The following is a 26226-nucleotide window of genomic DNA, read 5'->3' as shown; positions in this document are numbered from 1 at the left end:
GATGAAAAAGACGGTGGGGCCGGTAATTCCGCCCCACCGTCTTTTCCGTCCCGCGGTCAGCTCTCGACAAAGGAAGGAAAACCGTGCGAAGAACATTGCTCGTCGTACTCGCCGCCGCCGCGTTGACCGCGACGGCGCTTCCGGCATCGGCTGCTAAACCCGCACTGCACTGGGGCCCGTGCCCGGCCGACATATCCTCTCCAGTCCTGCAATGCGCGGCCCTCCAAGTACCGCTGGACTACCGGAACCCAGGCGGCAAGAAGATCAGCGTCGAAATCTCCCGCCTCCCCAGCAGCGACCCGGCCAAACGACGCGGCGTCCTGCTGTTCAACCCCGGCGGTCCCGGGGGCCCCGGACTGACCTTCCCGCTGACCTGGGCGAGCCTCGGCGCACCGGCAAGCCTGCTCGCGGAGTACGACCTGATCGGCTTCGACCCGCGAGGAGTCGAGCACAGCACCCCCGTGAACTGCGAGCTGAGTCCTGAACAGCTTGTGCTCGCGCCCAAGTATGCGCACAACCGCGAAGAAGTCGTCCAGGCCTCGGCAACTGCGAAGCAGATCGCCCGAAAATGCGCCGATTCGGCCTCCGCGCCGATCCTGCCGTACATCACCACCGCGAACACCGCCCGAGACATGGACCAGATCCGCGCCGCCCTCGGCGAAGCTAAGATCTCCTACTACGGCCTGTCATATGGCACCTACCTCGGCGGCGTATACGCCTCGCTGTTCCCGGACCGCACCGACCGCGTCGTGCTCGACAGCGTCGTCGGGCCGGGTGGTGTCGACGTCACCACCGCACGGCGCTTCGGCGAAGGAATGCAAGACCGTTTCCCGGACTTCGCGAAATGGGCTGCCGTCCGCAATTCGAGTTACGGTCTCGGGGCCACTCCCGCCGAAGTCACCGCGACCTTTTTCGCCCTCGCGGACAAGCTCGACCGGCACCCCGCAGGAGGCCTCGACGGCTCCCTCTTCCGGTTGGGCACGCACAGCCTGAGCTACCAGACGTTCTCCTTCCCCCGGCTGGCGCAGATCTGGGAAGCGCTTCTCAATGACCAGCCCGGCTCGGCACAGCTGCCCGCCGTGAATGCGGACCAAAGCCAGCGATCCACCATGATCTCGGTGCTGTGCGGGGACAACGCCTGGCCGCGGCAGATTTCGACCTACCAGGAAAACGTCGCGCACGACCGGGCCAAGTACCCGATGCTCGGCGGCTCGGCGGCGAACGTCTGGCCCTGTGCGCATTGGGCCAAGCAGCCGCTCGAACCCCCGGTGCAGTTCAGCGACCAAGGACCGTCGAACCTGCTGCTGGTCCAGAACCTGCGCGACCCGGCGACCCCGCTGTCCGGTGCGCTCGAAACCCGCGAAGTGTTCGGCAATCGGGCGCGAATGGTCACTGTGGACCAAGGCGGCCACGGCGTGGGACTTCCGTTCCTGAACGGTTGCGGTTTCGCCGCCGTCACCGACTACCTGGTGCACGGAACCCGCCCGGCCACCGACAAATTCTGCGGTGCCGAAGCGAACGCTCGCAGACTCAGCGAGCAGCAACAGCAGGCAGCCGACCGGTTGATCGATCAACTGCGGCAGTACTGAACCGACGATCGACTTAAGAAGGAAAACCGTGCGAAGAACATTGCTCGCCGTACTCGCCGCCGCCGCGTTGACCGCGACGGCGGCCCCGGCGTCCGCCGCTCCTCCCTCAGTGCACTGGGGCAAGTGTCCAGCAGACATCTTGGCTCCAGCACTGCAATGCGCGTCGCTCGAAGTACCGCTGGACTACCGCAATCCAACCGGCAAGAAGATCAGCGTCGAAATCTCCCGCCTCCCCAGCAGCGACCCGGCCAAACGACGCGGCGTCCTGTTGTTCAACCCGGGCGGCCCCGGTGTACCCGGTCTCACTTTCCCGTTGGAAATGACTCAGTTAGGCATTCCCACGAGTCTGCTCGCCGAGTATGACCTGATCGGCTTCGATCCGCGCGGAATCGAGCACAGCAGCCCGGTGAGCTGTGACCTGAAACCGGAACAGATCCTCGCCATCGTGCCGAATTACGCGCACAACGCCGCCGAAGTCGAAGCGGCCGCAGTATCCGCCAAAAAGATCTCTCGGCAATGCGCTAGTTCGGCCTCCGCGTCGGTCCTGCCGTACATCACCACCGCCAACACCGCCCGAGACATGGACCAGATCCGCGCCGCGCTCGGCGAAGCTAAGATCTCCTACTTCGGCCTGTCATATGGCACCTACCTCGGCGGCGTATACGCCTCCCTGTTCCCGGACCGGACCGACCGCGTCGTGCTCGACAGCGTTCTCGGACCGGGCGGGTACGACATCACCGCGTCCCGGCGCTTCGCCGAAGGCATGCAGGACCGCTTCCCGGACTTCGCCAAGTGGGCCGCTGTCCGCGATTCGAGCTACGGTCTCGGCTCCACGCCAGCCGAAGTCACCACGACCTTCTTCCAGCTCGCCGACCAACTAGACCAGCATCCCACCGCGGGATTCGACGGTTCGCTTTTCCGGTCGGCAACGCACGGCCTGATCTACCAGACCTCGACGTTCCCCCTGTTGGCGCAGCTATGGCAAGCCTTCCGCACCGGCCAGGCGCCTCCGGCTGGTGCGCTGCCGAGCACCACCGGGCCGGTCCAGAGCCAAGTGGGCACGATGCTCTCGGTGGTGTGCGGCGACCACGCGTGGCCCCGGCAGATCTCGACCTATCAGGAAAACGTCGCACACGACCGGGTCAAGTACCCCATGCTCGGAGGCTCGACCGCGAACGTCTGGGCGTGCGCCTTCTGGCCGTATCAGCCGGTCGAATCGCCGGTGCAGTTCAGCGACCAAGGGCCGTCGAATCTGTTGCTGCTCCAGAACCTGCGCGACCCGGCGACCCCGTTGTCCGGCGCGCTGGAAACCCGCGCGCAGTTCGGCGACCGGGCGCGAATGGTCACTGTGGACCAAGGCGGACATGGCGTCGCTCTGCCGTCCTTGAACAGCTGCGGCTTCAACGCCGCCGTCGACTATCTCGTGCGCGGTGTCCGTCCGGCGACCGACAAATTCTGTGGCGCCGAAGCGAACGCCCGAACGCTTACCCCGCAACAACAGCAGGCAGCCGACAAGATCATGAACCGGCTGCGGCAGTACTGAAAGCAGGTGGTGGGGCGGATCGCCCGCCCCACCGCCGCTCGCTCAACGCAGGAACGCCGAACCCCGCGTCACCGCGGAATAGGCGTCCACCGAACCATGTCCGTAGAAACCGTTGAACGACGCGTCACCCAAGCAGGTAGCCGTGAACGAAGCGTCCCGGCCCTCCTTCAGGTAATCGACCGTCCTCGGCACCGGGCACGCGATCGGCGAGGCAGTGCCTTCCAGCACCCGCTGCACCGCGTCCGGGTCCATCGAAACCGAATGCCCGGTCTTCTTGCCGTACTGGGAAACGATCAGCGCGGCGACCCCAGTCGCATGGGGAGCGGCCATCGAAGTCCCTTGCAGCCACTGGTAATAGCCGACCCGGCCGTCCGCCGCCGTCGCCTTCTGCACGCCGAGCGCGACGCCGGCCGGAGTCACATTGCCTTCCGCGTCGATGTTGCCCGCCGCCACGCCGACATTGCGCGGGTACGTGGAAAGGATCTCGTTCTCCACCGTCCGGTACCACGGCGTGCCGTAGCCGTCCCGGAAGAATCCGCCCGGGGCGGAAACGGAAATCTGCTCGGTCCCGTAGTTCGAGTAATCCGCTTTCTTCTGCGTCGGACCGAACGAGCCGACACCGATCGTGTGCGGACCTTCGACCGGCAGCGAGAAGCACGAGGAATTGTCGATCTTCCGCGGGTGCGTCCCGTTCGCCGGATAGTCCGGGCTCGTGACGTCGTCGTGCGGCGCGGCCAGCTCGTCGTGCTGGTTGCCGAGCGCGACCACCATCGTCACGCCCTTGCCGTGCGCGTAATTCAACGCCCGCGTGGTCGCCTCGATGACCGTGCGTTGTTCTGCTTGCTCCGCAGCGGAATCCGCCGGATTCGACCGGCAGTTGTACAGCCACGGGTCCACGTAGAAGCTCATGTTGACGACGTCGAGTCCCGCGTCGCCGGAATACGTCAGCGCGTCGACCGTCGGCTGCAGGAAGAAATACCCGGAATCCTGTCCGGCGCGGACGTTCACCAGCGTCACATTCGGCGCCACCCCGGACACGCCGAATCCATTGGCCGCCGCGGCGATCGTGCCGGCGACGTGCGTGCCGTGGCCGTTGTCGTCGTGGTCCACCGGGTCGACACAGCCGCGGTATTCGCACGGCCCGTCGACCACAGTGCCGTTGACGTCGGCGACGATGTCCTTGGTGAAGTTGCGCGAATCGGCTTTGTCGAAGTTCGGCGCGATGTCCGGGTGACTGCCGTCGACACCGGTGTCGATGATGCCGACCTTCACCCGCTTGTCGCCCGCCTGCTTGGTGCGCGCGAGGTCGGAGCGGGTCGATTTGAGGCCCCAGAGCTGATCGTCCAGCGGGTCGGTGCCGACCGCCTTGTTCGCCGCGGCCTTGCGCGACACCCTGCCGCGACCTTCCTTCTCGACCGCGTCCGGCTTCTCCTTCTTGCCCGCCTTCGGCGCGCTGCCGATCGCTTTCGCCTTGGCCGCGCCGAATACCGCGCGGTTGGCCGAAACCCGTTCAGCGAAGCCAGAAGCGGGCGCGGTGGCGGTGATCAACCCGACCGCGGTATTGGTCGCGACAATCGTGCCGCCCGCGTCGCGCACGGCCTGCTGCGCGGCAGCGACACTCTGGCCATCCCGCGCCAGCACGCTGAATTCCGTTACCGGGCCGGCGGGTTGGGCCGACGCCGCAGGAAGAGCGACGCCGGACACCGCACCGAACAATGGCACCGCGAGTGCCACTGCGAGTAATCTTGGTCTTTTCACGAGTCCTCCTCAGGAAAACCGACAATGCAACGTACATAGCGGACACCGCGTACAGCAATCGGCAAACCGGAGGAATCGCCTGGTTAGGGAACCACCGATTTCACCTCGGCGAAGTGACAAGCCGACAGATGCCCGTCCGTCCGTGGTTCCAGCTTTGGCACCTCCGTCGCGCAAATGTCCGCGGCTTTCCAGCACCGCGTCCGGAAACGGCAGCCCGACGGCGGGTCGATCGGGCTCGGCACGTCGCCTTCCAGCCGGATCACCTGCCGCTGCCCGCGCACCGCCGGGTCCGCCACCGGCACCGCCGACAGCAACGCCTGGGTGTAGGGATGGGACGGCCGCTCGTAAATCTCGTCCTCAGTACCGATTTCGACGATCTTGCCCAGGTACATCACCGCGACCCGGGTGGACAGATGCCGCACCACCGAGAGGTCGTGCGCGATGAACACATAGGACAGTCCGAACTCGCCCTGCAGTTCCCCGAGCAGGTTCATCACCTGCGCCTGGATCGAAACGTCCAAAGCGGACACCGGCTCGTCGCAGATGATCACCTTGGGCCGCAACGCCAGCGCCCGGGCGATGCCGATGCGCTGCCGCTGCCCGCCGGAGAACTGGTGCGGATACCGGTTCACGTGCTCGGGGTTGAGCCCGACCACCTCCAGCAGTTCCTGCACCTTCTTCGCCCGCGAACCCTTGGGCGCGACATCGGTGTGGATCTCGAACGGTTCGCCGACGATGTCGCCGACCGTCATCCGCGGATTCAGCGACGTGTACGGGTCCTGCAGCACGATCTGGATTTCCCGGCGCATGCGCCGCAGTTCCGCACCGCGCAGCTTGAACAGGTCGCGGCCTTCGAAGGTCGCGCTGCCGCTCGTCGGCTCCTCCAGGCGCATCAGCACCTGGGCGAGCGTCGACTTGCCACAGCCGGATTCCCCGACCACCCCGAGCGTTTCGCCCGGCTGCAGCTCGAAGGACACGCCGTCGACGGCCTTCACCTGCCCGATCGTCCGCTTGAACAGCACCCCGGTGCGCACCGGGAAGTGCTTGACCAGTTCGCGCACGCTGAGAATCGGCTCACCCACGGCTCTCCACCACCTCCTCGGCGAAGTGACACGCACTGACCCGGCCGAACCCGAGCGCGTGCGAGGACGGCCGCTCGTCGCGGCACCGCCCCACGGCCCTCTTGCAGCGCGGATGGAACGGGCACCCGGACGGAATGTCGAGCAGGCTCGGCGGCAGGCCCTTGATGGTTTCCAGGGTCTGTCCTTTGAGGTCCAGCCGGGGCAGCGAATCCATCAGCGCGGCGGTGTAGGGATGCCCGGGCGAGCTGAACAACTCCCGCACGTCGGCCTGCTCCACGATCCGCCCGGCGTACATCACCGCGATCCGGTCCGCGACCTCCGCGACCACGCCGAGATCGTGCGTGATGAGGACCAGCCCCATTCGCCGTTCCCGCTGGATGTCCGCGAGCAGGTCCATGATCTGCGCCTGCACGGTCACGTCCAGCGCGGTCGTCGGTTCGTCCGCGATGAGCAGATCCGGGTCGAGAGCCAGCGACATCGCGATCATCGCGCGCTGCCGCATCCCGCCGGAGAACTGGTGCGGGTAGTCCTTCACCCGCCGTTCCGCCGCCGGGATCCGCACCAGATCGAGCAACTCGATTGCCCGTTTGCGCGCGTCCTTTTTGGACATTCCTAATCGGACGCGCAACTGCTCCTCGATCTGGAACCCGACGGTGAACACCGGGTTCAGCGCCGAAAGCGCGTCCTGGAAGATCATCGCGATCTCCGCGCCGCGGATCTGCCGCCGCCGGTCCGCCGACGCGGTGAGCAGATCCTCGCCGCGATAACGGATCGACCCGCCGGTGATCACGCCCGGCGGCGTGTCGAGAATCCCCATCACGGTCTGCGCCGTGACGCTTTTGCCGGAGCCGGATTCGCCAAGCACGGCAAGGGTTTCCCCGGCATGCACCGAATACCCGACGCCGTTGAGCACGCTGGCCACGCCGTCGGAAGTGCGGAACTCCACGTGCAGGTCTTCGACCTCGAGCAGCAGCTCGTGCTCCGTCGTCGGACCAGCTGAACTGGACACTGTGGACATTGCGGCTACCTCGACTTCGGGTCGAGCGCGTCGCGGATCCCGTCGCCGAGCATCACGAATGCGAGCACGGTGACGGTGACGAACGCACCGGGGAACAGGAGCATGTGCGGGACCGCGCGGAAATAGTCGCGCGCGTCGCTGATCATGACGCCCCACGACACCACCGGCGGCCGCACGCCGATGCCGAGGTACGCCAGCGTCGCCTCGGCTCCGATGGCCGCGCCGAGCGCGATCGTGGCGTACACGAGCACCGGTGCGAGCGTGTTCGGCAGCAGGTGCCGGAACACGATCCGCGGCGTGCTCGCGCCGAGCGCACGGGCCGCCTTCACGTAGTCCAGCTGCTTGGCCACCAGCGTCGCGGACCGCATGATGCGCATCGCCACCGGCCAGGTCAGCACCGCGATCGAGCACACCACCTGCACGATGATGGTGACCTGCCCGGGATTCGTGCCCGGCGCGTTGAACGTGGTGAGGATGACGATCGCGCCGAGCACGAACGGAAGGCCGGCGAAAATGTCGCCGAGCCGGGACAGCAGGCTGTCGACGATCCGGCCGTAGTAGCCCGCGACGATGCCGATCAGCGATCCGAAAAGGACAGTCAGCAGCGTCGCGAAAACGCCGACCAGCAACGAGGCCCGCGCCCCGTAGATGGTCCGCGCGTAGACGTCGTAGCCCTGGTTGTCGTAGCCGAACCAGGCGTCCGCGGACGGGCCTTCGTTGGCATGGGTCAGATCGCTGTATCCGGCGGGGCGGTGCGAGAACAGCCCCGGCGCGATCGCGATCAGCACGACCAGCAGGATGATCAGCGCGGAGATTACGAACGCCGGCTTGCGGCGCAGCTGCCGCCACGCGTCGCCCCACAGACTGCGCGGCTTCTTCGGACCGGCGTCGGCCGAGCTGTCCACATGCGACAGCTGTGCCGCGTCGATCCCTCCGCCGCCGACGAGATTCGGGTCAGTCATAACGGATCCTCGGGTCGAGAACGGCGTAGAGCAGGTCCACGATCAGGCTCATCAGCAGATACACCAGCACCAGCAGCACGACGACGCCGACGACGGTCGCGCTTTCCCGGTTCTGGAGGCCGCGGAAAATCAGCCCGCCGAGACCGTTGATGTTGAACACGCCCTCGGTCACGATCGCGCCGCCCATGAGCGAGCCGAGGTCGGTGCCGAGGAAGGTCAGCACCGGAATCACCGAGTTGCGCAGCAAGTGAATACCGATGACCCGGCTGTTGGGCTGCCCCTTGGCGATGGCGGTGCGGATGTAATCGGCGTGCCGGTTTTCCGCGATCGACGTTCTCGTCAGCCTCGCGACATAAGCCATCGAAAGGCTGCCGAGCGCGATTCCCGGCACGATCAGCTCGCCGAAGCTCGGATCGTCCGAAACGCTGGCGTCGATGATGCCCAGGTTCACGCCGAGCACGATCTGCAGCACGATCGCGGTGACGAACACCGGGAGCGAGATCAGGAACGTGGTCGAGACCAGCACCAGGTTGTCGAGGAAACCCTTGCCCCGCAACCCGGTCAGCACCCCGGCGGTCAGGCCGATGACGGCCTCGATGAGCACCGCGACGAGCGCGAGGCGCAGCGTGATCGGATAGGAGGTGGAAATCAGTTCGCCGACCGAGGAGCCGTTGAACGTCTCGCCCCAGTCGCCGCTGAACAGGCTTCCGAGATATTTGAAGTACTGGACGAACAGGTTGTCGTTGAGGTGGAACTTCTCGGTCATCAGGTCGATGTAAGCCTGCGGGCAGGCTTGCTGACCGCATTTGCCGGAGAACGGGTCCCCGGGAACGGCCCACACCAGGGTGTAAATGAGGAAAGTGGTGCCGAAGAACACCGGGATCAACTGGAGCAGGCGACGCAGGACGTAGCGAATCATGCGTGGTTCCTAAGAGTGCGCGCCGGGCTCGTGAGTGGCGATCGCGGTTCTAACCGGGATCGCCACTCACGAGCTGCGTGGTGGGAACGGACGAGTCAGCGCATCACTTCTTGAGGACCTCGACCGACGAGTAGTCCGCGCGGCGGCGGAAGTCGAGGACCACGGTCTTGGTGTGCTTCGACTTGGCCGCGACGCCCTTCTCGTCCCACACCGGGATCGAGGGCAGGTCCTTCGCGATCAAGTCCTCGGCCTGCTGGTACAGCTTCACCGCGGCGTCCTTGTCCGCCGTCGAGTCCGCCTGCTTGAGCAGGGCGTCCACCTGCGGGTTGGAGTACGTCGAGTCGTTCGACGAGGCCCCGGTCCGGTAGAGCGGGTTGAGGAAGTTCTCAATGGACGGATAGTCCGCCGACCAGTCGGAACGGCCCATGCCGGTCAGCTTGTGCCCGGTCACGATGCTGCGCCACTGGCCGAAGTCGGTCGCCGGAACGAAATCGCATTCGACGCCGAGGGTGTTCTTGATGCTGTTGCACGCGGCCACCAGCGGTTCCTTGCGGCCGCCGTCGGCGTTGGAGGCGATGGTGAGCTTGCCCTTGAACCCGGACTTCGCGAAAAGCTCCTTCGCCTTCGCCGGGTTGAACTTGCAGTATTCGCCGCACACGCCGGGCCGGAAGCCCGCGATGCCTTGGGAGACATAGCTGTCCGCGGGCACGTAGGTGTCGTGCATGACCGTCTTGGTGATCTGCGCGCGGTCGATCGACATCGAGATCGCGCGGCGCAGGTCGAGGTTGTTGTAGCCGGGCACGTAGTACGGCACCGCGATCGTGCTGATGCCCAGCAGGTGCCCGGTGACCAGGTTGTCCTTGAGGTCGGTCTTGTACTTCTCCGCGGTGAGCGCGGACGGCGGCAGCGTCTCGATGAAGTCGAGCTTGTTGCTCAGCAGGTCCTGGTAGGCGGTTTCCTGGCTGGCGTAGATCTTGTCGACCAAGTCCTTGAACTTGACCTTGTCCGGGCCCTGGTAGTCGTCGAACCGGGTCAGCTTGATCTCGACGTTCGGCGTGCGGCTGACGAACTTCATCGGGCCGTTGCCGATCGGGTGCTTCGCGAAGGCCTCCGGGTCCTTGAAGAAGGAGTCCGGCAGCGGCGCGAACGCGGTGTAGCCGATCTTGGTGGCGAACACGGAGAACGGCGCGTCCAGGGTCACCTGGAACTCGTAGTCGCCCTTGACGACCAGGCCGGACATCTTGTCCTTGGTCGGCTTCGCCCCCTTGTCGGCGGGGTGGACGTCGGAGTAGCCCGCGATGTTCTCGAAGAACGTGCTGTTGATCTGGCCGTTCGCCGAGTTGGCCCCGTAGTTCCAGGCGTCGACGAAGTTCTTCGCCTTGACCTCGGTGCCGTCGTGGAACTTCCAGCCGTGCTTGATCTTGATGTCGTAGACCTTGGAATCGGTCGTGGTGATCGACTCCGCCATCAGATTGAACGGTTCGCCGCTGTCGCCCTTGTACGCGACCAGGCCGGAGAACATCGGGTCGACGGCCTTGGAGCCGCCGAGTTCGTTGGTGTTCGTGGGGATCAGCGTGTTCTGCGGTTCCGTGCCGTAGACCGTGAAGGTCCCGTTGGGATCCGTTTCCCCCGACGACCCGCTGCTGGATCCGCCGCCCCCACAGGCAGTCAGGAGCAGTGACAAGGTTGTCACGACAGCGGCCGCGCTCCAGAGCCTGGATGAACCCCGCATGTCCCCTCCGTTTCTCGCGTCCGAATAGCGAGATGGAGGCTAGCTCGATCAGCCCTTCGTAACCGGATCACCGGGTTGCACCTGAATAACGACACCGTTCATCACCCGGTCAGCTCACAACTAACTGCGCTTGATGACTTTCGGTGGTTTTGGTACGGGTTTGGCCGCGGGGTGCGCGCCCGGTGATCTCGACGTCGCGGAGCGTTCAGGCGAGCGACAAAGCGATGCCGTCGAGGATGTCGTGCTCGCTCACCACCAGCTGGTCCGGACCACCGCGCGCGGCGAGTTCCTCGGCGAGCACCTGGACGACGACCGCGCCGCCGCCGATCACGTCGACCCGGCCGGGGTGGATCACCGGGTTCCCGGCGCGGGTCGCGCGGTCGGCCGAGAGGAGCTGTCCGGCGAGCTGGTCGATCTGGCCGTGCGTCAGCTTCGACAGGTGCACGCGCTCGGAGTCGTATTCGGGCAGGCCGAGCGAAACCGCGGACAACGTGGTCACCGTGCCGGCGACGCCGATCCAGGTGCGGGCCTTCGCGACGTCCACGACGTCGAACGCCTCGGCGAGGATGCCGCGGGCCAGTTCGCGGGCGGCGGCGATCTCCTCGGCGGTCGGCGGGTCCCCCTTCAGCGCGCGTTCGGTGATCCGGACGCAGCCGATGTCGACCGATTTCGCGGCGGTCACCTCGGCCTCGCGGCCGTTCCAGGTGCCGAGGACGAGTTCGGTGGAGCCGCCGCCGACGTCGACGACCACGAACGGCCCGTCGTCCGGGTCCTGCTCGCCGACCGCGCCGGTGAAGGACAGCCGGGCCTCCTCGTCGCCGCTGATCACCTCGGCCTCGACGCCGAGCGTCTCGCGGGTCATCGCGAAGAACTCGTCGCGGTTGCTCGCGTCGCGGGTCGCGGAGGTGGCGACCATCCGCACCTTCTCGACGCCCTTGCGCCGCGCGGCGACGGTGTAGTCCGCGAGCGCGGCGCGGGTGCGTTCGAGCGCTTCCGGCGCGAGCCGGCCGGTGGCGTCGACGCCCTGGCCGAGCCGCACGATGCGCATCTCGCGGTGCAGGTCGCGCAGGTCGACCGTGCCGTCGTGGCGCGGGGTCAACTCGGCGACGAGCAGACGGATGGAGTTGGTCCCACAGTCGATCGCAGCTACCCGAGGCATGGCTCCGACTTTACTTGGTCTCCGGCGCTTCGCAGGCGAGGCGGGCATAGGCAGGCCCTATGCCCCCACGGCGACATTTGGTCTTTGCCTTTCCTTCTTTTCCGGTTCTACGGTTGACGTGTTCGCCGCGGTTCGGTTCGCGGCGGTTTTCCTCTCTTTTTCCTCGAAAGGTTTATTGGCATGCCCGATTACGGGATAGCGGGAAAACGCGCGGTGGTCACCGGCGGTTCCCGCGGAATCGGCGCGGCGATCGTGGCGCAATTGCTGGCCGCGGGCGCGACCGTGCTCACCACCGCCCGCGCGGCCGGCCCGGTGCCGGAGGGCGCGTCGTTCGTCGAGGCCGACGTCCGCACGCGGGCCGGAGCCCAGACGGTCGCGTCCGCCGCCGACGAGGTCCTCGGCGGCGTCGACCTGCTGGTCCACAACGCGGGCGGCGCGCGTCCGCACCCCAGCGGCCTGGCCATCCCGGACGACGAATGGCAGGACGCGCTGTCGATGAACCTGCTGGCCGCAGTCCGCCTGGACGCGCTGCTCGCCCCGGGCATGGCCGACCGCCGATCGGGCGCGATCGTGCACGTCTCCACTGCCGCGGTCCGGCCGCCGTTCCCGCCGTTCCTGCACTACGTGGCGGCGAAAACGGCGCTGGAGGCGTACAGCCGGGGCTTGGCCGCCGAACTGGCCCCGTCCGGCGTCCGCGTCAACACCGTGTCCCCCGGCCGGACCGCCACGCCCGGCGGGTTGGCGACGCGGGAACAGTGGGCGAGCCTGTCGTCCGGCGTTTCGGCCTTCCCGGAGGTCCCGCTGGGCCGCGACGGCGAACCCGACGACATCGCCAACGCCGTGCTGTTCCTCCTGTCCGGCCAGGCGAGCTGGCTCACCGGAAGCGGACTGGCCGTCGACGGAGGCGAATACCCGCGATGAACGCTTATCAGGGAAAAACGGCGGTCATTACCGGCGGCAGTACCGGAATGGGTTTCGCCACCGCGAAATTGTTCGCCGACGGCGGCGCGCGGGTGATTATCACCGGCCGTTCCCGCTCCCGTTTGGACGCGGCTTTGGCTCAACTCGGCGCGGATGCGCTAGCTGTCCGCGGCGATGTGGCGTCGCTCTCCGATCTGGACGCGCTGGCCGCCCAGGTACCCGGCCCGATCGACGCCCTGTTCGTCAACGCCGGGATCGCCCGCACGGCACCGTTCGAGTCGGTCACCGAGGAGCAGTTCGACGCGGACTTCGCGGTCAACGTCAAGGGCGCGTACTTCACCGTGCAGAAGCTCGCGCCGCTGCTGCGCTCCGGGGCGGGAGTCGTGCTGACGACCTCGACCGCGAACGTCATGGGCCTGCCGGAAACGAGCGTCTACTCGGCAGGCAAAGCGGCATTGCGGTCGATGGCCCGCACGCTCGCCGCCGAACTGCTGCCGCGCGGAGTCCGGGTGAACGCGATCAGCCCCGGTCCCATCGACACCGAGATCCTCGAAGCCGGGATGTCGGCGTCGGAAGCCGCGCAGTTCAAAGCCGCCCGAGCCGCGGCGAACCCGATGAAGCGGCTGGGCACCCCCGAAGAGATCGCCCGCGCCGTCGCGTTCCTGGCCTTCGACGCCACCTTCACCACCGGCATCGAACTGGTCGTAGACGGCGGCGACACCCAGCTCTGACAGTTCAGGCGGCCGGAGACACGGACTCGGACCAAGTCTCCTGCCGCAGGAACTCGAGCAACGCCATCTCCGCCGGCCCCGCCCCGGGCCGGACCGCCGCGACGACGGGCTGGGACACGACCGGAAACACCGGCCGGACGAGGTGCTCGTGGCCTTCGGGCACCGCCGACGCCGGAACGAGCGTCACTCCCAGCCCGTGCGCGGCCCACCGCACCGCCGTCGAGGTCTGCGACACGCGCGCGACCGCGGTCGGCTTCACTCCGTTGTCGCGCAACACTTCGGTGAGGAATCCGTCGAGCGCGCTGGCCGGATCGAACCGGATCCACTGCTCTTCTTCCAGCTCCCGCAACGCGATCCGGTCCTTGCCGAGCAACCGGTGCTTGGCGCCGAGGACGACCACGAACTCCTCGTCGCCGAGGTGGTGCCCCTCGTAGAGCCCCTCGTCGCACGCCGAGCCGAGCAACGCGACGTCCAGCACTCCACGCCGGGCGAGCTGCTCCAGTTCAGCCGGATTCGGCTCCTCGAAAACGGTCACCGCCAACCGCGGATATTTGCGCCGCAACGCCGCCAACGCACCCGGCAACTGCCGCGTCCCCAACCCCATCTGCGCCGCGACGAGCAACTCGCCGACCAGCTCGGCAGCTCCCGCCCGCGCGGTCGCCTGCGCGCGCCTTGCTGCCCGCACCGCGACCTCAGCGTCCCGGAGAAACGCCCGCCCGACGACGGTGGGCACGAGACCGGTGGGCGTACGGGAGAAAAGCTGCACGCCGAGTTCGCGCTCGAGCCCCCGAATCTGCTGCGAAACGGACGGCTGAGCGACGTGAAGCGCCTCCGCCGCAGCGGTCACCGACCCCGCCTCGGCGACCGCCAAGGCGTACTCGAACTGACGAAGACTCATCGGCTCCCCTGCGGTGTGGCGAGGGTTTGTAATGGTGTAATCAAGGCTACCTTGATCAGCTGGTAGCCGCCGGGCTGCTGCTCGCCGAAAAACAGGTCGGTGTCGACGGCGGTGTCGGTGTCGTCGTGGTCGAGGTGCTGGATCCGCAGGTCGGAGTGGTGGACCCGGTAGTCGGCGTTTCAGTCGGACTCCCGGACTGGCTGCTTTGCGGCGGCAGCACGGTAGGCGTCACCGACGGACGGCCGGTCGAGGCTGGCAACGACGACTCGGTAGTCCGCGGCTGATCCTCCTTCGCCGGCGGCGGGGAACTGGACGTCGGCGGCGCGGGAACCGAACTGTCCGGCACCTGCGCGACGCCCTTGCGGTATGCCTCGGCCCAGAGGATGACGGTGGTGACGTAGGCGTCGGAGTTGTTGTAGCGGTAGATCGCGGTCCGCAACTGGTCTGGATTGGCCAGGTCGAGGCCGCCGGAGCAGAGATAGCGCGCCGCCGCGAGCGAAGCGTCGAAGAGATTGCCCGGGTCGGCCTTGCCGTCGCCGTTGCCGTCCGCCGCGTAGCTGCGCCAGGTCGCCGGAATGAACTGGAACGGCCCGACCGCCCGGTCCCACACCGGATCCTGGTCGAGAACGCCGTGGTCAGTGTCCGGAATCGCCGCGTACGGACCAGTCCCGTTGAGCTGCGGCCCGAGAATGGGCTGGAGCGTCGTCCCGGCAGCGTCGACGTACCCGCCCCGCGCGTGATTCGACTCGATCCGCCCGATGCTCGCGATGAGCGCCCAGTCGATATGACAGCCCGGCTGCTCTCTCCCCAGCACGTCCGCCGCATGCCGATACGCGACCAGCGCGGTAGCCGGAATCCCGAGCGGCCCGTCCGGAAGGTCGTACGCAGGGAGCGGAACCGGTGCGGGCGCGTCCGGCAACCGCCCGTCGACGGCGACCCCGCGGATCCCCGGGTCGTAACCCTGATCAGGCCTGACGTCCGCCGAATGCACCACCGGCATCCGTCCGACCCACCCGACGACCACCCCCGCCCCGACGGTCGCCGGAAGCACCCCAAGAACCCCCGCGAGCACCGCGACCACCGTCCGATGCCGCGAAGCCACCCGCCGAGCCCGATAACGCCCCCACCGAACACGAACCCGCGCACGCCCCACCCACCGGGGTTTGTCCGGCGGCGGACTGACGAGCGCTCGGGTTCTTTTGCGCTGGCCCGCTTGGGGTTCCGTGGAGGTGGGAGTGGTTGCTGTTTTGGTGGCGGCTTTGCTGTCGGCGCTTTCGCCAGCCGACTCTGTTACCTCGCCGCTGGCTTTTTCGCCACCGCGTTCGTCACCCGCGGCGCTTCCGGCAGCCGGATCGCCTTTTCCACGACTGGCTTCGTAGCCCCCGCCGCTTTCGCCAGCTGAGCCGGCGACAACGGTTTCGCCCGCTACTTCGCCGCCTTCGTCACTCGCGCCGTTCCCGCCAGCCGCGCCCCACTCATGACCGACGCTCTCGCCACCGACGCCGCTTTCGTCAGCCGCAACGCCATTGCTCAATTCGGCCCGACCGGCTTCGTCATCAGCTGGGCCAGCAGCCTGATCGTCCGCGCTGTCTTCGCCGACCGCCCCACCACTGGCGATTTCGACCCGGCCGTCCGAGGCAGGAGACGCCTCAGCGCGCACCGCCCGCCGAGATCTGCGTGGCACCCGCACTGTCCGCCCCTCCCCGACGCGCCCGGCGGTGCACCCGGGCTCGCCTGCTCGGTGTGAAGCTCCGGTGCGCGCCGCGAAGCTCTCCCACCCAGGCGGGCACCGGCCTCTCCTGTGCCTATCCGCGCCCGAGACCGGAGCGTTACCCGGCGCAGTCGCCCGTCGGCCAGCCCTGTTCGCGGACCCAGGCGAGGGTCTCGTCGCCAAACGGGTTCACCCCCGGTCCGGCCGCAAGCGTGTGCGCGAGGTGGACGTGCAGGCATTTCACCCGCCCCGGCATCCCGCCCGCGGTCACCTGCGTGCCGAGCGACTCGATGGCGTCCCGCTCCGCGAGGTACGTCTCGTGCGTGCGCTGGTAGGCCGCCGCGAGTTCTGGGTCGGTGGTGAGCCTCTCGGTCATCTCCTTCATCACGCCGGACGCCTCCAACGTGCCCACCATCGACGTCAACCGCGGGCAAGTCAGGTAATACAACGTCGGGAACGGCGTCCCGTTCTCCAACCGCGGACTGGTCTGGACCACCGAGGGATGCCCGCTGGGGCACCGCGCGGCCACCGCCCGCAACGCCCGCGGCGGCCGTCCGAGCTGCTGCGCGATGACCTCCCGGTCGGCATCGGTGACGGGCTCGAATCGGGGTGTCTCCGTGCTGCTGTTCACGCTCCCCAGGCTAATGCCGCCGTCCGCCCGCCCCCTCGCGACCTCCGCCGAAACGGCCGAGTTGTCCACAACCGGCACACCGTGTGGACAACTCGCCGCAGCCGCCTCCACGCCCCTCGCGATGTGGTTAGCGTGGAGGACAGCCCGAAGCTTCGCCGCCAAATCCAGCCGCCGGAAAGAAAGGTCAATCGGAAATGCTGCTCGAAAACCCGAAGCACCAACACCGCGCAGATCGGGGTCCGCCCAGCCTCGGGAACCATCGACACCGACGACCTTAAGGAGCCTGCCTACGACCCATCCGCACCAAGCCCGAACGGCTTATCCGCCGGGACCCCGCCACCTCAATGACCCCGGCCGACCGCCAACCGTCCAGACACCCAGCCCAGCCGCCAGCCTCACCGCTCAACAGTCCCAGCCAACCATCAGCCGCCCAGCCAAGAACCCCACCAACTCAACGACCCCGGCCAGCCGCCAGCCGTCCCAGCCTCCAGCGGTCCGGCGCATCCGCCAGCCCGCCCAGCCGCCAGCCGCCCAGCCGTCCGGCGCCAGCCGCCAGCTCGTCCGGCACCCAGCCGCCAACTGTCCAGCCAAGCCGCCAACCGCCAGCGTCACCCCAGCAACCTCAACCCCCGGAAACCTGCGCCCACAGGTTCTCGTACCAAGGCGCCTGCGGAGCAGGCTGCTGCCCCGGCTGAGCAGCCGTCGGCGATCCCGGCTGGTCCTCCGGCAGCTGGACCATCCACGGGGTCTCGCCCGGCTTCACGTACCGCAGCCGACGTCGGGCTTCCGCCTCGATCTGGGCCGGGTCGCTCAGCTGGGCCTTGCGGTCGCGCAGCTGGGCGACCTCGTGCTGGAGCTGGGCGAGTTGCGCTTCCTGGTCGCGGACCTCGGAGCGCTGGGAAAGGTAGGTGCGCAACGGAACAGCGACGGTGAAGGCCAGCGCGCACACCACGATCGCCACCACAGCGGCGCGCCGGGTGGTCGACATGCCGAGCACCTTGGCCGCACCGGAGGCGCGTTTCGCCGCAAGGCCGCGGCGCAGCCGGGCCCTGGTCGTCTCCGTCGTGCCCGCGCCGGTGCGGCGCCGGGCCGACGCGGGGCGGCGGGCCCTGCTGGACCCGCTTCCCGCTGCCCGGCCGCCGCGGCGGCTGCGCGCCCTCCCCCGGTCGGCCATGTGCCCCTCAGGCCTCCGCGCTGAACCGCGGGAAGGCGAGGTCGCCGGCGTAGCGCGCGGCGTCCGCGAGGGTTTCCTCGATGCGCAGGAGCTGGTTGTACTTCGCGATCCGCTCGCCGCGGGCCGGGGCGCCGGTCTTGATCTGGCCGACTCCGGTGGCGACCGCGAGGTCGGCGATGAAGGTGTCCTCGGTCTCGCCGGACCGGTGGCTCATCATCGACTTGTAGCCGTACGACGTGGCCAGCGACACCGCGTCCAGCGTCTCCGACAGCGTGCCGATCTGGTTGACCTTCACCAGCAGCGCGTTCGCCGCGCGGCGGGTGATGCCCTCCTCGAGCCGGTCCGGGTTGGTGACGAACAGGTCGTCGCCGACGAGCTGGACCTTGTCGCCGATCTCGGAGGTCAGCTGGACCCAGCCGTCCCAGTCGTCCTCGCTCAGCGGGTCCTCGATGGAGACCAGCGGGTAGTCGCGCAGCAGTTCGCCGTAGTACGCGGACATCTGCTCCGCGCTGCGCTTCGAGCCCTCGAAGGTGTAGGCGCCGTCGGAGTAGAACTCGGTCGCGGCGACGTCCAGCGCGAGCGCGACGTCCCGGCCCGGCGTGTAGCCCGCCTTCTCGATCGCGGCGAGGATCAGGTCGAGCGCCTCGCGGTTGTTGGCGAGGCTCGGCGCGAAACCGCCCTCGTCGCCGAGGCCGGTGGCCAGGCCGCGGCCCTTCAGCACGGACTTCAGCGCGTGGTACACCTCGGTGCCCCAGCGCAGCGCCTCGCGGAACGACTCCGCACCGATCGGCGCGATCATGAATTCCTGGATGTCGACGTCGGTGTCGGCGTGCGCACCGCCGTTGAGGATGTTCAGCATCGGCACCGGCAGCACGTGCGCGTTCGGCCCGCCCAGGTAACGGAACAGTTCCAGCTCGGACGATTCCGCGGCGGCCTTCGCGACGGCCAGCGAGACGCCGAGAATGGCGTTCGCGCCCAGTCGCGACTTCGCCGGCGTGCCGTCGAGGTCCACCAGCTTCTGGTCGACGATCCGCTGGTCGACCGCGTCGACGCCGACCAGGTCCGGGCCGATCTCGTCGAGCACCGCGGCGACCGCGCGCTCCACGCCCTTGCCGTTGTAGCGGCCGGTGTCCCCGTCGCGCAGCTCGACCGCTTCGTGTTCGCCGGTCGACGCGCCGGACGGCACGGCCGCCCGCGCCAGGGTGCCGTCGTCGAGCGCCACCTCCACCTCGACAGTCGGGTTCCCGCGCGAATCGAGAATCTCGCGCGCGCCTACCTGCTCGATGAGAGCCACGCTCTGCTCCTTGGTGGGTCGTGCCTGCGGTGACGCCGCCCAGAGTAACCGCCCAGCGGGTTCACCCGTTGGAGGCCAGGCCGGTGCCGGGCCGTTCCGCTGCGTGTTCTCCAGCTCAGCCGGGCACTTCGCCGGCCGCCTGGTCCTCCGGCCGGACTTCGCGCCATCCCGACGGCAGCTCGACCTGGTCGGTCACCTGCTGCCAGAACGTCCAGCTGTTGCCGCCGGGATCGGCGACGGTGAAGATCCGCGCGCCGTAAGGCTGGTCCTGCGGCGGTTCCGGCGCGTCGTCGTCACCGAGCGCCGCGCAGACCCGCTCGTACTGCGCGTCGACGTCGGTCACGTACACGACGTTCAGCTGCCCGACCGGCCCTTCGACCCCCTTGGCTTCCCAGTATTCGGGACCCACCCCGGCCAGCTGGACGCGCGCGTCGCCCGCGCAGAGCGTCGCCTGGAAAACCTCGCCCGCCCCGTCCTCGAAGCGGACTTCCTCGGTGAAGCCGAACACCCTGGTCAGCCACGCGAGCGCGGCGGTCGCGTCGCTGTAGTAGAGGTACGGCGCCAGTCCCACGTAACCGGGTTCCTGATCGCTGCTCATGGCGGAACAGTCCATCACGACTCGTCTGACGGTCGTGCAACGCCCTCCGCGCCGGTATCGTGAAGCGACCATGACGGACGCCGCAGCAGCCCCCGAACCCGACGGCGAATCGCGCTTCCGCAGGTTCCGCAACGCCGAGCACCTGGTCGCCCGGCGACGCCCGCTCGACGCGCTCAAAGAACTCGAACCCCTGCTCGCCGACGAGCCGGACAAGCCGAGCGTGCAACTGCTCGCCGGGCGCGCGTACTTCCACTCCGCCCAGCTGCGCCGCGCCGAACACGCGTTCACCCGCGTACTGGAGCTGGACCCGACCGACCACTACGCCCGGTTCGTGCTCGGCCGCACCCTCCAGCGCCTCGGCCGTTTGGCCGAGGCGCTCGCACAACTGCGGATGGCGTCGGCGATGAACCCGGTGCCGGAGTATCTCGAAGCGATCAGCGAGGTCAGGGCGAGAATCACGCTCAGCGACCGCTGACCCCGCCCGTCCCGAACGTGCACCCGCGCAGGCACTCGCGGGCACCCGCCGGATCCCGCGCGGTCCCGGCGCGTCTTCTGAAGTGAACAGGGCAGCGGGGAAGCCTGGCCATCCGGCGACCCGGCTCGGCCGGTCGGCCGATCCGGGCAGACCGGGCGAAGCGCGATCCTTGGTGTCATCACAGAGAGCGATTTGAGGAGGCCGACATGACCGCGCTGACCGTGATCGGAGCCACCGCCGGACTGCTCGTGCTGGTGCTGATGGCGCTGGCGCCGGCACTCGTCGAACTGAACGAACGCCACCCGGTCCAGCCGCGCAAGCAGCCGGTGCGCGCTGAGACTCTGGCGCAGAAGACGGTGCGTGTGAGCGCCGCGCTGCCGACCCACTGACTGCCGCCAGCTCAGCCGACCGCTATACGAAAGCAAGCCAGCACATTCGGGGCTTAGTGCCCGATTCGCCGAAAGCAGACCGAGCGAACCGCCGCACCCGAAACAAGACATCGACCGGGGCAGCGAAACCGCCCGGACAACGGGCCCCGCTCAGGGTGCGACGCTCTCCTCCGCGTATGAATCCGCCGCGGTGAAGACGTCCTGTACGTAGTTGACCGCCGGGTTGTAGAGCAGCATCGCCTTCCACCAACCCGCCGGGGCGCCCAGGTCGTCGTCGCCCGAGCAGAGGTAGCGGGCCGCCGTGAAGGCCGCGTCGTCGAGGTTGCCGGGGTCGGCGGCTTTGCCGTCGCCGTTCGCTCGTTGGGCGTGTTTGTGCCATGCGGCAGGCATGATCCGCAGCGGGCCTACGCGGTGGTCGGCAGTGCGGTCGCCGTCGAGTTTTCCGGCGTCGGTGTCCGGGCCTTCGGCTGGGCCGGGGTTGACCGGCATTGTGCCGTCCGGTCCGGGTTTTTCCGTTCCGAAGGACAGGTTTCCGATCGCGGCGAGCGTCGCCCACGACAGGTGGCACGACGGTTTCTGCCGCTGCATCCACATTTCCGCGCGCCCGTACGCGGCGAGCACGCGCGCGTCGAGCCGCGTTTTTCCGGCTACCCGGGTGGCCCACGCGTCCAGTTCCGCTTGATCGGACACGAGCGGGCGGTCCGGCGGGGCGGCCAAACCGACCCGAGGGGCTTCGGAGCCGGGTTGCGGGCGCGGCTCCGTTTTGGCCGAGACCGGCGGCGGGGCGGCCGCGGCGGGTGGCCCGGGCGGGTTCGGGTTCCGGATCCCGATGGTCACCACCAGCACGACCCCGGTCAGCACCAGACCCAGCGCGAACGCGATGCGGCTCGGATAACGGCGCGGTGGAGACGGCGTAATGGTCGGCTGAGTGGTATCGGCCACTCGGACAGGTTACTGATGAACCCGCGAGGGGGACGCTGGACTGGGCGAATGGCAAGCGGATGGTTAACTCCATGCCCGAGAAGCCCAGGTCACACAATTCGTTACGTGACCCCTCGGCGACGCTCTGACCTGCGGTTACCCTAACCTAACTCCCCACGGAACGTCGTTTTGCCCATTTTGCCGGACCCGGTCAGCGAACTTCCCTCTGGACTTACAGGCAAGCCTTACCTAAAAACATCAGGTCAGGTAGTCGAAGGAGGGCTGAACAGTGGTGTTTTCCAGCGCGCTCATCGGGCTGCGCGAAGGCCTCGAAGCCGCGCTCGTGGTCAGCATCCTGGTCGCCTTCCTGGTGAAGACCGAACGACGGCACGCGCTGCGGTTCGTGTGGCCCGGGGTCGGCGCGGCCGTGCTGCTGTCGATCGGCGTCGGCGCGATCCTCACCTACAGCACCGCGCAGCTGAGTTTCGAGCATCAGGAACTGCTCGGCGGCAGCCTTTCCATCGTCGCGGTCGTCTTCGTCACCGCGATGATCTTCTGGATGCGCAAGGCTTCCCGGCACATCGCGGCCGAATTGCGCGGGAAGATGGAGGACGCGCTCAAGGTCGGCCCGGCGGCGGTGCTGCTGCTTTCGTTCCTCGCGGTGGGCCGCGAAGGGCTCGAAACCGCCGTTTTCTTCTACTCGGCCGTGCAGACCGCACAATCCGACACCCTGCAGCCGCTCGTCGGGTTCGTGGTCGGGATCGCCGCCGCGATCGTGCTCGCCTATCTGCTCTACCGCGGCGCGGTGCGGTTCAACCTGGCGAAGTTCTTCACGATCACCGGCGTGCTGCTGGTGTTCGTCGCCGCCGGCGTCCTCGGCTACGGCCTGCACGACCTGCAGGAAGCCGGGTTCATCCCCGGACTGACCACGCTCGCCTTCGACGCGTCGAGCACGCTGCCGGAGACCTCCTGGTACGGCGCGCTGCTCAAGGGGATCTTCAACTATTCGCAGCAAACCACTGTGCTGCAAGCGATCGCGTGGGTCGCCTACGTGGCGATCGTGCTGCCGCTGTTCCTCAAGCCCGCCCGCAAGAACAAGACCGAAGCGGCTCCGGCCGCTCCGGCCGCCGCCAAGGAGTGACCGTGCCCCAGTTCCGCAAAACCTCGACGGCTGTGCTCACCGGCCTCGGCGCCCTCGTGGCGCTGACCGCCTGCGACAGCACGAATTCCGCGTCCGGACCGTCGGGCGCGGCCTCGGGCGGGCCGATCAAGGTCGAGGCGTCCGACACCGCCTGTTCGGTTTCGGCGACGACCGCGGCCGCGGGCAACCTGACCTTCGAGATCGCCAACAAGGGCAGCAAGGTCACCGAGTTCTACCTCTACGCCGAGGGCGACCGGATCATGGGCGAGGTCGAGAACATCGCGCCGGGACTGAACCGGCGGCTCATCGTCGAGGTCCCGGCCGCGGGCAAGTACCAGACCGCGTGCAAGCCGGGCATGGTCGGCAACGGCATCCGCGGCGACTTCACCGTCACCGGCGGCGCGCAGAGCCAGAACAGCGCCAGCGCGCAGAAAGCCGCGGCCACCAAGAGCTACGCGACCTACGTCGAGAACAACAGCTCGGCGCTGGAGACCGAAACCGCGAAGTTCGTCGCCGCGGTCAAGGCGGGCAAGGTCGACGAGGCGAAGGCCGAATACGCCCGCACCCGCGTGTTCTACGAGCGGATCGAGCCGGTCGCGGAGAAGTTCGGCGACCTCGACCCGGCCATCGACGCGCGCGAGGCCGACCTCGAACCCGGCCAGCAGTTCACCGGTTTCCACCGGCTGGAGAAAGACCTGTGGAGCACCGGCCTGAAGCCGGACAGCCCGCAGATCGCGGACAAGCTGCTCACCGACGTGAAGGCGCTGGTCGCCAAGGCGAAGACGCTGCAGCTGAGCGTGCTGGACCTGGCCAACGGCGCGAAGGGCCTGATGGACGAGGTCGCCACCGGCAAGATCACCGGCGAGGAGGAGACCTTCTCGCACACCGACCTGTGGGACTTCCAGGCCAACCTCGACGGTTCCAAGGGCGCGATCGCGGCGCTGCGGCCGATCATCCAGGAGCGCGACGCCGCCCTCGTGTCCACTTTGGACAAGGAGTTCGCGAACGTGCAGGGACTGCTGGACAAGACCCGCTCCGGGGACGGTTTCAAGTACTACAACGAACTCTCCCAGGACCAGATCAAGGCGTTCGCCTCGGCGGTCGACGCGCTGAGCGAGCCGCTGAGCAAGGTCGCGGAGGTTGTCGCCAAGTGACCGAGGAGGGGACGCGGGTTTCCCGCCGGAAGCTGTTCGGGCTGGCCGGCGCGGGAGTGGCGCTGGCCGGCGCGGGCGCGGCGGCCGGGGTCGGCATCGACCGGCTCGGCGGCGCCCCCGCCTCGGCCGCGGCGTCCACTGTGGACTTCCACGGCGAGCATCAGGCCGGGATCGTCACGCCGACGCAGCAGAACCTGCATTTCGCCGCGCTCGACGTGACCACGAAGGACGTCAACAAGCTCCGCGAACTGCTGCGCACCTGGACGGCCGCGGCCCGGCGGATGACCGCGGGCCAGGACGTCGGCCCGAACGGCGCGCTCGGCGGCTCCGCGCAGGCCCCGCCGGACGACACCGGCGAGGCGCTCGACCTGCCTCCCTCCGACCTGACCCTGACGATCGGCTTCGGCCCCTCGCTCTTCGACGACCGGTTCGGCCTCGCCGCGAAGCGCCCGCCGCAGCTGATCGACCTTCCGGCGTTCCCGAAGGACAAACTCGACCCGGCCCGCAGCGGCGGCGACCTGTGCATCCAGGCCTGCGCGAACGATCCGCAGGTGGCGGTGCACGCGGTGCGCAACCTGGTGCGGCTGGGCTTCGGCGTCACCGAGGTGCGCTGGTCGCAGCTCGGATTCGGGCGCAGTTCGTCGACGTCGCGCTCGCAGCAGACGCCGCGCAACCTGTTCGGGTTCAAGGACGGCACCAACAACATCAAGGCCGAGGACACCGAGGTGCTCCGCGACCAGGTGTGGGCGCAGGCCGGCGACGGGCAGGCGTGGATGGCGGGCGGCACGTACCTGGTGGCGCGCCGGATCCGGATGCACATCGAAACCTGGGACCGCGAAACCCTCGCCGGGCAGGAAAAGATTGTCGGGCGCACCAAGGGAACCGGCGCGCCGCTCGGGCAGACCGGCGAGTTCGACCAGGTCGACCTGCAGGTCGGCGGCGAGGGCGGAGCCCCGCTGATCGCCGAGGACGCGCACATCCGGCTGGCCTCGCGCCAGACGCGCAAGGGCGTGCAGATCCTGCGCCGCGGCTACAACTTCGTCGACGGCTCGGACGGGGTGGGCCACCTCGAAGCCGGATTGTTCTTCCTGGCGTTCAACCGGGACACGCGCACGCAGTACGTCCCGATGCAGCAGGTGCTGTCCTCGAAGGACGCCATGATGGAGTACCTGCAGCACACCGGTTCCGCGCACTTCGCGATTCCGCCGGGCCTCACCCCGACGAGCAACTGGGGTGACGGGCTCTTCGCCTGACCAGTACAAACCTCCCCGCCCCGCCACTGCGTGGGACCGGTTGCCGGCGCCTTCCGGGCAAGCGACGGTGACCGCGTTCATCCGCGCGAGGTGAGGAGTTCGGTCGTGGTCGCAGTGGCACAGCCGCGGTTCGGGGTATGGGCGGTCGTCTACGGGTCGTGGGGCCCGTTCGATCATCCGGACGACCCGGTGGACGCCAGCTGGGAACGCAACCGGCGGCTGATCGTCGAGGCCGACCGGCTCGGGTTCGATTCGACGCTCATCGCGCAGCACGTGGTGAACCCGTTCGGCGACGAACTGGACCAGCTGGAGACGTGGACGTCCGCGGCGGCGCTCGCCGCGCTCACCGAGCGGATCGAGATCATCGCGGCGATCAAGCCGTATCTCGTGCATCCGGTGGTGCTGGCGAAGCAGGCGCTGCAGATCCAGGAGATCAGCGGTGGCCGGTTCGGGCTGAACCTGGTCAACGCCTGGTACAAACCGGAACTGGCGCGGGCGGGCATTCCGTTCGCCGAGCACGACGAACGGTACGAGTACGGCCGCGAATGGATCAGCGTCGTGCGCGGACTGCTGGCCGGCGAGCGAGTTTCGTTCCAGGGCAAGCACTTCCAGGTCGACGGGTACCAGCTTCGGCCCGCCGGTTCGGCACCGACGGTGTACGTCGGCGGCGAATCGGACCCGGCGCGGGCGCTGGTCGCGGACAAGGCCGACGTGTGGTTCATCAACGGGCAGCCGAAGGAGAACGTCGCCGGTCTGATCGCGGACGTCGCCGCTCGCCCGCGGGCTGGCGCACCGGTCCGGTTTGGACTGTCCGCGTTCGTGGTGGCCCGCGAAACCGATGCGGAGGCGGAAGCGGAACTGGCGGCGTTGTGGGAACTGGCCGAGGCGGGCAAGGCGCGCTGGGAGGCGCTGGTCGCGGACGCCGATCCGAAGGCGGTGATGTTCCAGACCTTCGCGAAGTACCCGCACATCGGCACGAACGGCGGCACCGCGGCTGGCCTGGTCGGCAGCTACGACACCGTCGCCCAGCGCATCCGCGAGTGGGCTGACCTGGGAATCGAGACGTTTATGCTGCAATTTCAGCCCTTCGAAGCGGAGATGCGGCGGTTCGCCGAGCACGTGATCCCCCGCGTGCGCTTGACTTCAAGCAGGCTTGAACTTGCACGGTAGGTG

Annotated in this window: 25 protein-coding genes; 10 read left to right on the top strand and 15 right to left on the bottom strand. The window is 68.2% G+C overall.

Going from position 1 to position 26226, the window contains the following annotated elements; translation table 11 throughout:
* Window positions 1–83 precede the first annotated feature (83 nt).
* Both F9C11_RS12500 and F9C11_RS12495 read left to right on the top strand, forming a co-directional pair.
* Window positions 84–1589, top strand: a complete 1506-nt coding sequence (locus F9C11_RS12500) for an alpha/beta hydrolase (RefSeq protein ID WP_409185025.1) — start codon at window positions 84–86, stop codon at window positions 1587–1589.
* A gap of 28 nt (window positions 1590–1617) precedes the next feature.
* Window positions 1618–3132: an alpha/beta hydrolase gene (locus F9C11_RS12495; protein WP_409185024.1), complete on the top strand. Its 1515-nt coding sequence runs from the start codon at window positions 1618–1620 to the stop codon at window positions 3130–3132.
* Window positions 3133–3174: 42 nt separating this feature from the next.
* On the opposite strand, the gene F9C11_RS12490 is transcribed toward F9C11_RS12495, so the two are convergent.
* The 7 genes from F9C11_RS12490 to F9C11_RS12460 form a co-directional block, all read right to left on the bottom strand.
* On the bottom strand, window positions 3175–4890 hold the full coding sequence (locus tag F9C11_RS12490) for a S8 family serine peptidase (RefSeq protein ID WP_409185023.1): 1716 nt from the start codon (window positions 4888–4890) through the stop codon (window positions 3175–3177).
* 83 nt (window positions 4891–4973) lie between these two features.
* Window positions 4974–5972, bottom strand: coding sequence for an ABC transporter ATP-binding protein (locus tag F9C11_RS12485; RefSeq protein ID WP_409185022.1), 999 nt, complete (start codon window positions 5970–5972; stop codon window positions 4974–4976).
* Complete coding sequence (locus F9C11_RS12480) at window positions 5965–6990, bottom strand: ABC transporter ATP-binding protein (RefSeq protein ID WP_409185021.1); 1026 nt, start codon at window positions 6988–6990, stop codon at window positions 5965–5967. Before F9C11_RS12480 ends, F9C11_RS12485 begins: the two co-directional genes overlap by 8 nt.
* Before the next feature lie 5 nt (window positions 6991–6995).
* The gene (locus tag F9C11_RS12475; RefSeq protein WP_409185020.1) at window positions 6996–7952 is read right to left on the bottom strand and encodes an ABC transporter permease; all 957 of its coding nucleotides are present in this window, start codon (window positions 7950–7952) and stop codon (window positions 6996–6998) included.
* Window positions 7945–8871 carry an ABC transporter permease gene (locus tag F9C11_RS12470; RefSeq protein WP_409185019.1) on the bottom strand — a complete coding sequence of 309 codons (927 nt, stop codon included), beginning with the start codon at window positions 8869–8871 and terminating at the stop codon, window positions 7945–7947. The genes F9C11_RS12475 and F9C11_RS12470 overlap by 8 nt, the downstream gene beginning before the upstream one ends.
* A 103-nt stretch (window positions 8872–8974) precedes the next feature.
* Window positions 8975–10603: an ABC transporter substrate-binding protein gene (locus F9C11_RS12465; protein ID WP_409185018.1), complete on the bottom strand. Its 1629-nt coding sequence runs from the start codon at window positions 10601–10603 to the stop codon at window positions 8975–8977.
* Between the two features lie 205 nt (window positions 10604–10808).
* The gene (locus tag F9C11_RS12460; RefSeq protein WP_409185017.1) at window positions 10809–11762 is read right to left on the bottom strand and encodes an exopolyphosphatase; all 954 of its coding nucleotides are present in this window, start codon (window positions 11760–11762) and stop codon (window positions 10809–10811) included.
* 180 nt (window positions 11763–11942) lie between these two features.
* Here F9C11_RS12460 and F9C11_RS12455 point away from each other — a divergent pair, with 180 nt between their 5' ends.
* Both F9C11_RS12455 and F9C11_RS12450 read left to right on the top strand, forming a co-directional pair.
* Window positions 11943–12683 carry an oxidoreductase gene (locus tag F9C11_RS12455; protein WP_409185016.1) on the top strand — a complete coding sequence of 247 codons (741 nt, stop codon included), beginning with the start codon at window positions 11943–11945 and terminating at the stop codon, window positions 12681–12683.
* Window positions 12680–13414, top strand: coding sequence for an SDR family oxidoreductase (locus tag F9C11_RS12450; protein WP_409185015.1), 735 nt, complete (start codon window positions 12680–12682; stop codon window positions 13412–13414). Before F9C11_RS12455 ends, F9C11_RS12450 begins: the two co-directional genes overlap by 4 nt.
* 4 nt (window positions 13415–13418) lie before the next feature.
* Here F9C11_RS12450 and F9C11_RS12445 read toward each other — a convergent pair whose 3' ends face one another.
* The 7 genes from F9C11_RS12445 to F9C11_RS12415 all read right to left on the bottom strand — a co-directional run bounded on the left by F9C11_RS12445 (window position 13419) and on the right by F9C11_RS12415 (window position 19720).
* Entirely contained in the window at window positions 13419–14312 is an 894-nt protein-coding gene (locus F9C11_RS12445) for a LysR family transcriptional regulator (protein WP_409185014.1), read from the bottom strand.
* 55 nt (window positions 14313–14367) lie between these two features.
* Window positions 14368–15414, bottom strand: coding sequence for a lytic transglycosylase domain-containing protein (locus F9C11_RS12440; RefSeq protein ID WP_409185013.1), 1047 nt, complete (start codon window positions 15412–15414; stop codon window positions 14368–14370).
* 727 nt (window positions 15415–16141) lie between these two features.
* A complete protein-coding gene (locus F9C11_RS12435; RefSeq protein ID WP_409186887.1) occupies window positions 16142–16663 on the bottom strand; it encodes a DUF501 domain-containing protein in 522 nt (173 codons plus the stop codon).
* A gap of 393 nt (window positions 16664–17056) precedes the next feature.
* Complete coding sequence (locus F9C11_RS12430) at window positions 17057–17266, bottom strand: hypothetical protein (RefSeq protein ID WP_409185012.1); 210 nt, start codon at window positions 17264–17266, stop codon at window positions 17057–17059.
* 10 nt (window positions 17267–17276) lie between these two features.
* Complete coding sequence (locus tag F9C11_RS12425) at window positions 17277–17642, bottom strand: septum formation initiator family protein (RefSeq protein ID WP_078870811.1); 366 nt, start codon at window positions 17640–17642, stop codon at window positions 17277–17279.
* A gap of 193 nt (window positions 17643–17835) precedes the next feature.
* The gene (gene eno, locus F9C11_RS12420) at window positions 17836–19122 is read right to left on the bottom strand and encodes a phosphopyruvate hydratase (protein ID WP_409185011.1); all 1287 of its coding nucleotides are present in this window, start codon (window positions 19120–19122) and stop codon (window positions 17836–17838) included.
* A 115-nt stretch (window positions 19123–19237) separates the two neighbouring features.
* Window positions 19238–19720 carry a VOC family protein gene (locus F9C11_RS12415; RefSeq protein WP_409185010.1) on the bottom strand — a complete coding sequence of 161 codons (483 nt, stop codon included), beginning with the start codon at window positions 19718–19720 and terminating at the stop codon, window positions 19238–19240.
* A 70-nt stretch (window positions 19721–19790) separates the two neighbouring features.
* Between F9C11_RS12415 and F9C11_RS12410 the strand changes: the two genes are divergently transcribed.
* Window positions 19791–20195, top strand: coding sequence for a tetratricopeptide repeat protein (locus tag F9C11_RS12410; RefSeq protein WP_409185009.1), 405 nt, complete (start codon window positions 19791–19793; stop codon window positions 20193–20195).
* 206 nt (window positions 20196–20401) lie between these two features.
* On the top strand, window positions 20402–20584 hold the full coding sequence (locus tag F9C11_RS12405; protein ID WP_409185008.1) for a hypothetical protein: 183 nt from the start codon (window positions 20402–20404) through the stop codon (window positions 20582–20584).
* A 150-nt stretch (window positions 20585–20734) separates the two neighbouring features.
* Here F9C11_RS12405 and F9C11_RS12400 read toward each other — a convergent pair whose 3' ends face one another.
* Window positions 20735–21526, bottom strand: a complete 792-nt coding sequence (locus tag F9C11_RS12400) for a murein transglycosylase (protein ID WP_409185007.1) — start codon at window positions 21524–21526, stop codon at window positions 20735–20737.
* 268 nt (window positions 21527–21794) lie between these two features.
* Here F9C11_RS12400 and efeU point away from each other — a divergent pair, with 268 nt between their 5' ends.
* The 4 genes from efeU to F9C11_RS12380 all read left to right on the top strand — a co-directional run bounded on the left by efeU (window position 21795) and on the right by F9C11_RS12380 (window position 26223).
* On the top strand, window positions 21795–22646 hold the full coding sequence (gene efeU / locus F9C11_RS12395; protein ID WP_409185006.1) for an iron uptake transporter permease EfeU: 852 nt from the start codon (window positions 21795–21797) through the stop codon (window positions 22644–22646).
* Between the two features lie 2 nt (window positions 22647–22648).
* Entirely contained in the window at window positions 22649–23800 is a 1152-nt protein-coding gene (gene efeO, locus F9C11_RS12390) for an iron uptake system protein EfeO (protein WP_409185005.1), read from the top strand.
* Complete coding sequence (efeB, locus tag F9C11_RS12385) at window positions 23797–25053, top strand: iron uptake transporter deferrochelatase/peroxidase subunit (RefSeq protein ID WP_409185004.1); 1257 nt, start codon at window positions 23797–23799, stop codon at window positions 25051–25053. The genes efeO and efeB overlap by 4 nt, the downstream gene beginning before the upstream one ends.
* Window positions 25054–25158: 105 nt before the next feature.
* Window positions 25159–26223: an LLM class flavin-dependent oxidoreductase gene (locus F9C11_RS12380; protein WP_409185003.1), complete on the top strand. Its 1065-nt coding sequence runs from the start codon at window positions 25159–25161 to the stop codon at window positions 26221–26223.
* Window positions 26224–26226: the final 3 nt, after the last annotated feature.

Origin of the sequence: Amycolatopsis sp. VS8301801F10, assembly GCF_046195355.1 — a bacterium.
In the GTDB taxonomy this organism is placed as follows: Bacteria; Actinomycetota; Actinomycetes; order Mycobacteriales; family Pseudonocardiaceae; genus Amycolatopsis.
Note: the sequence above shows the minus strand (reverse complement) of the source record. Positions and strands in the feature narration are given on the sequence as shown.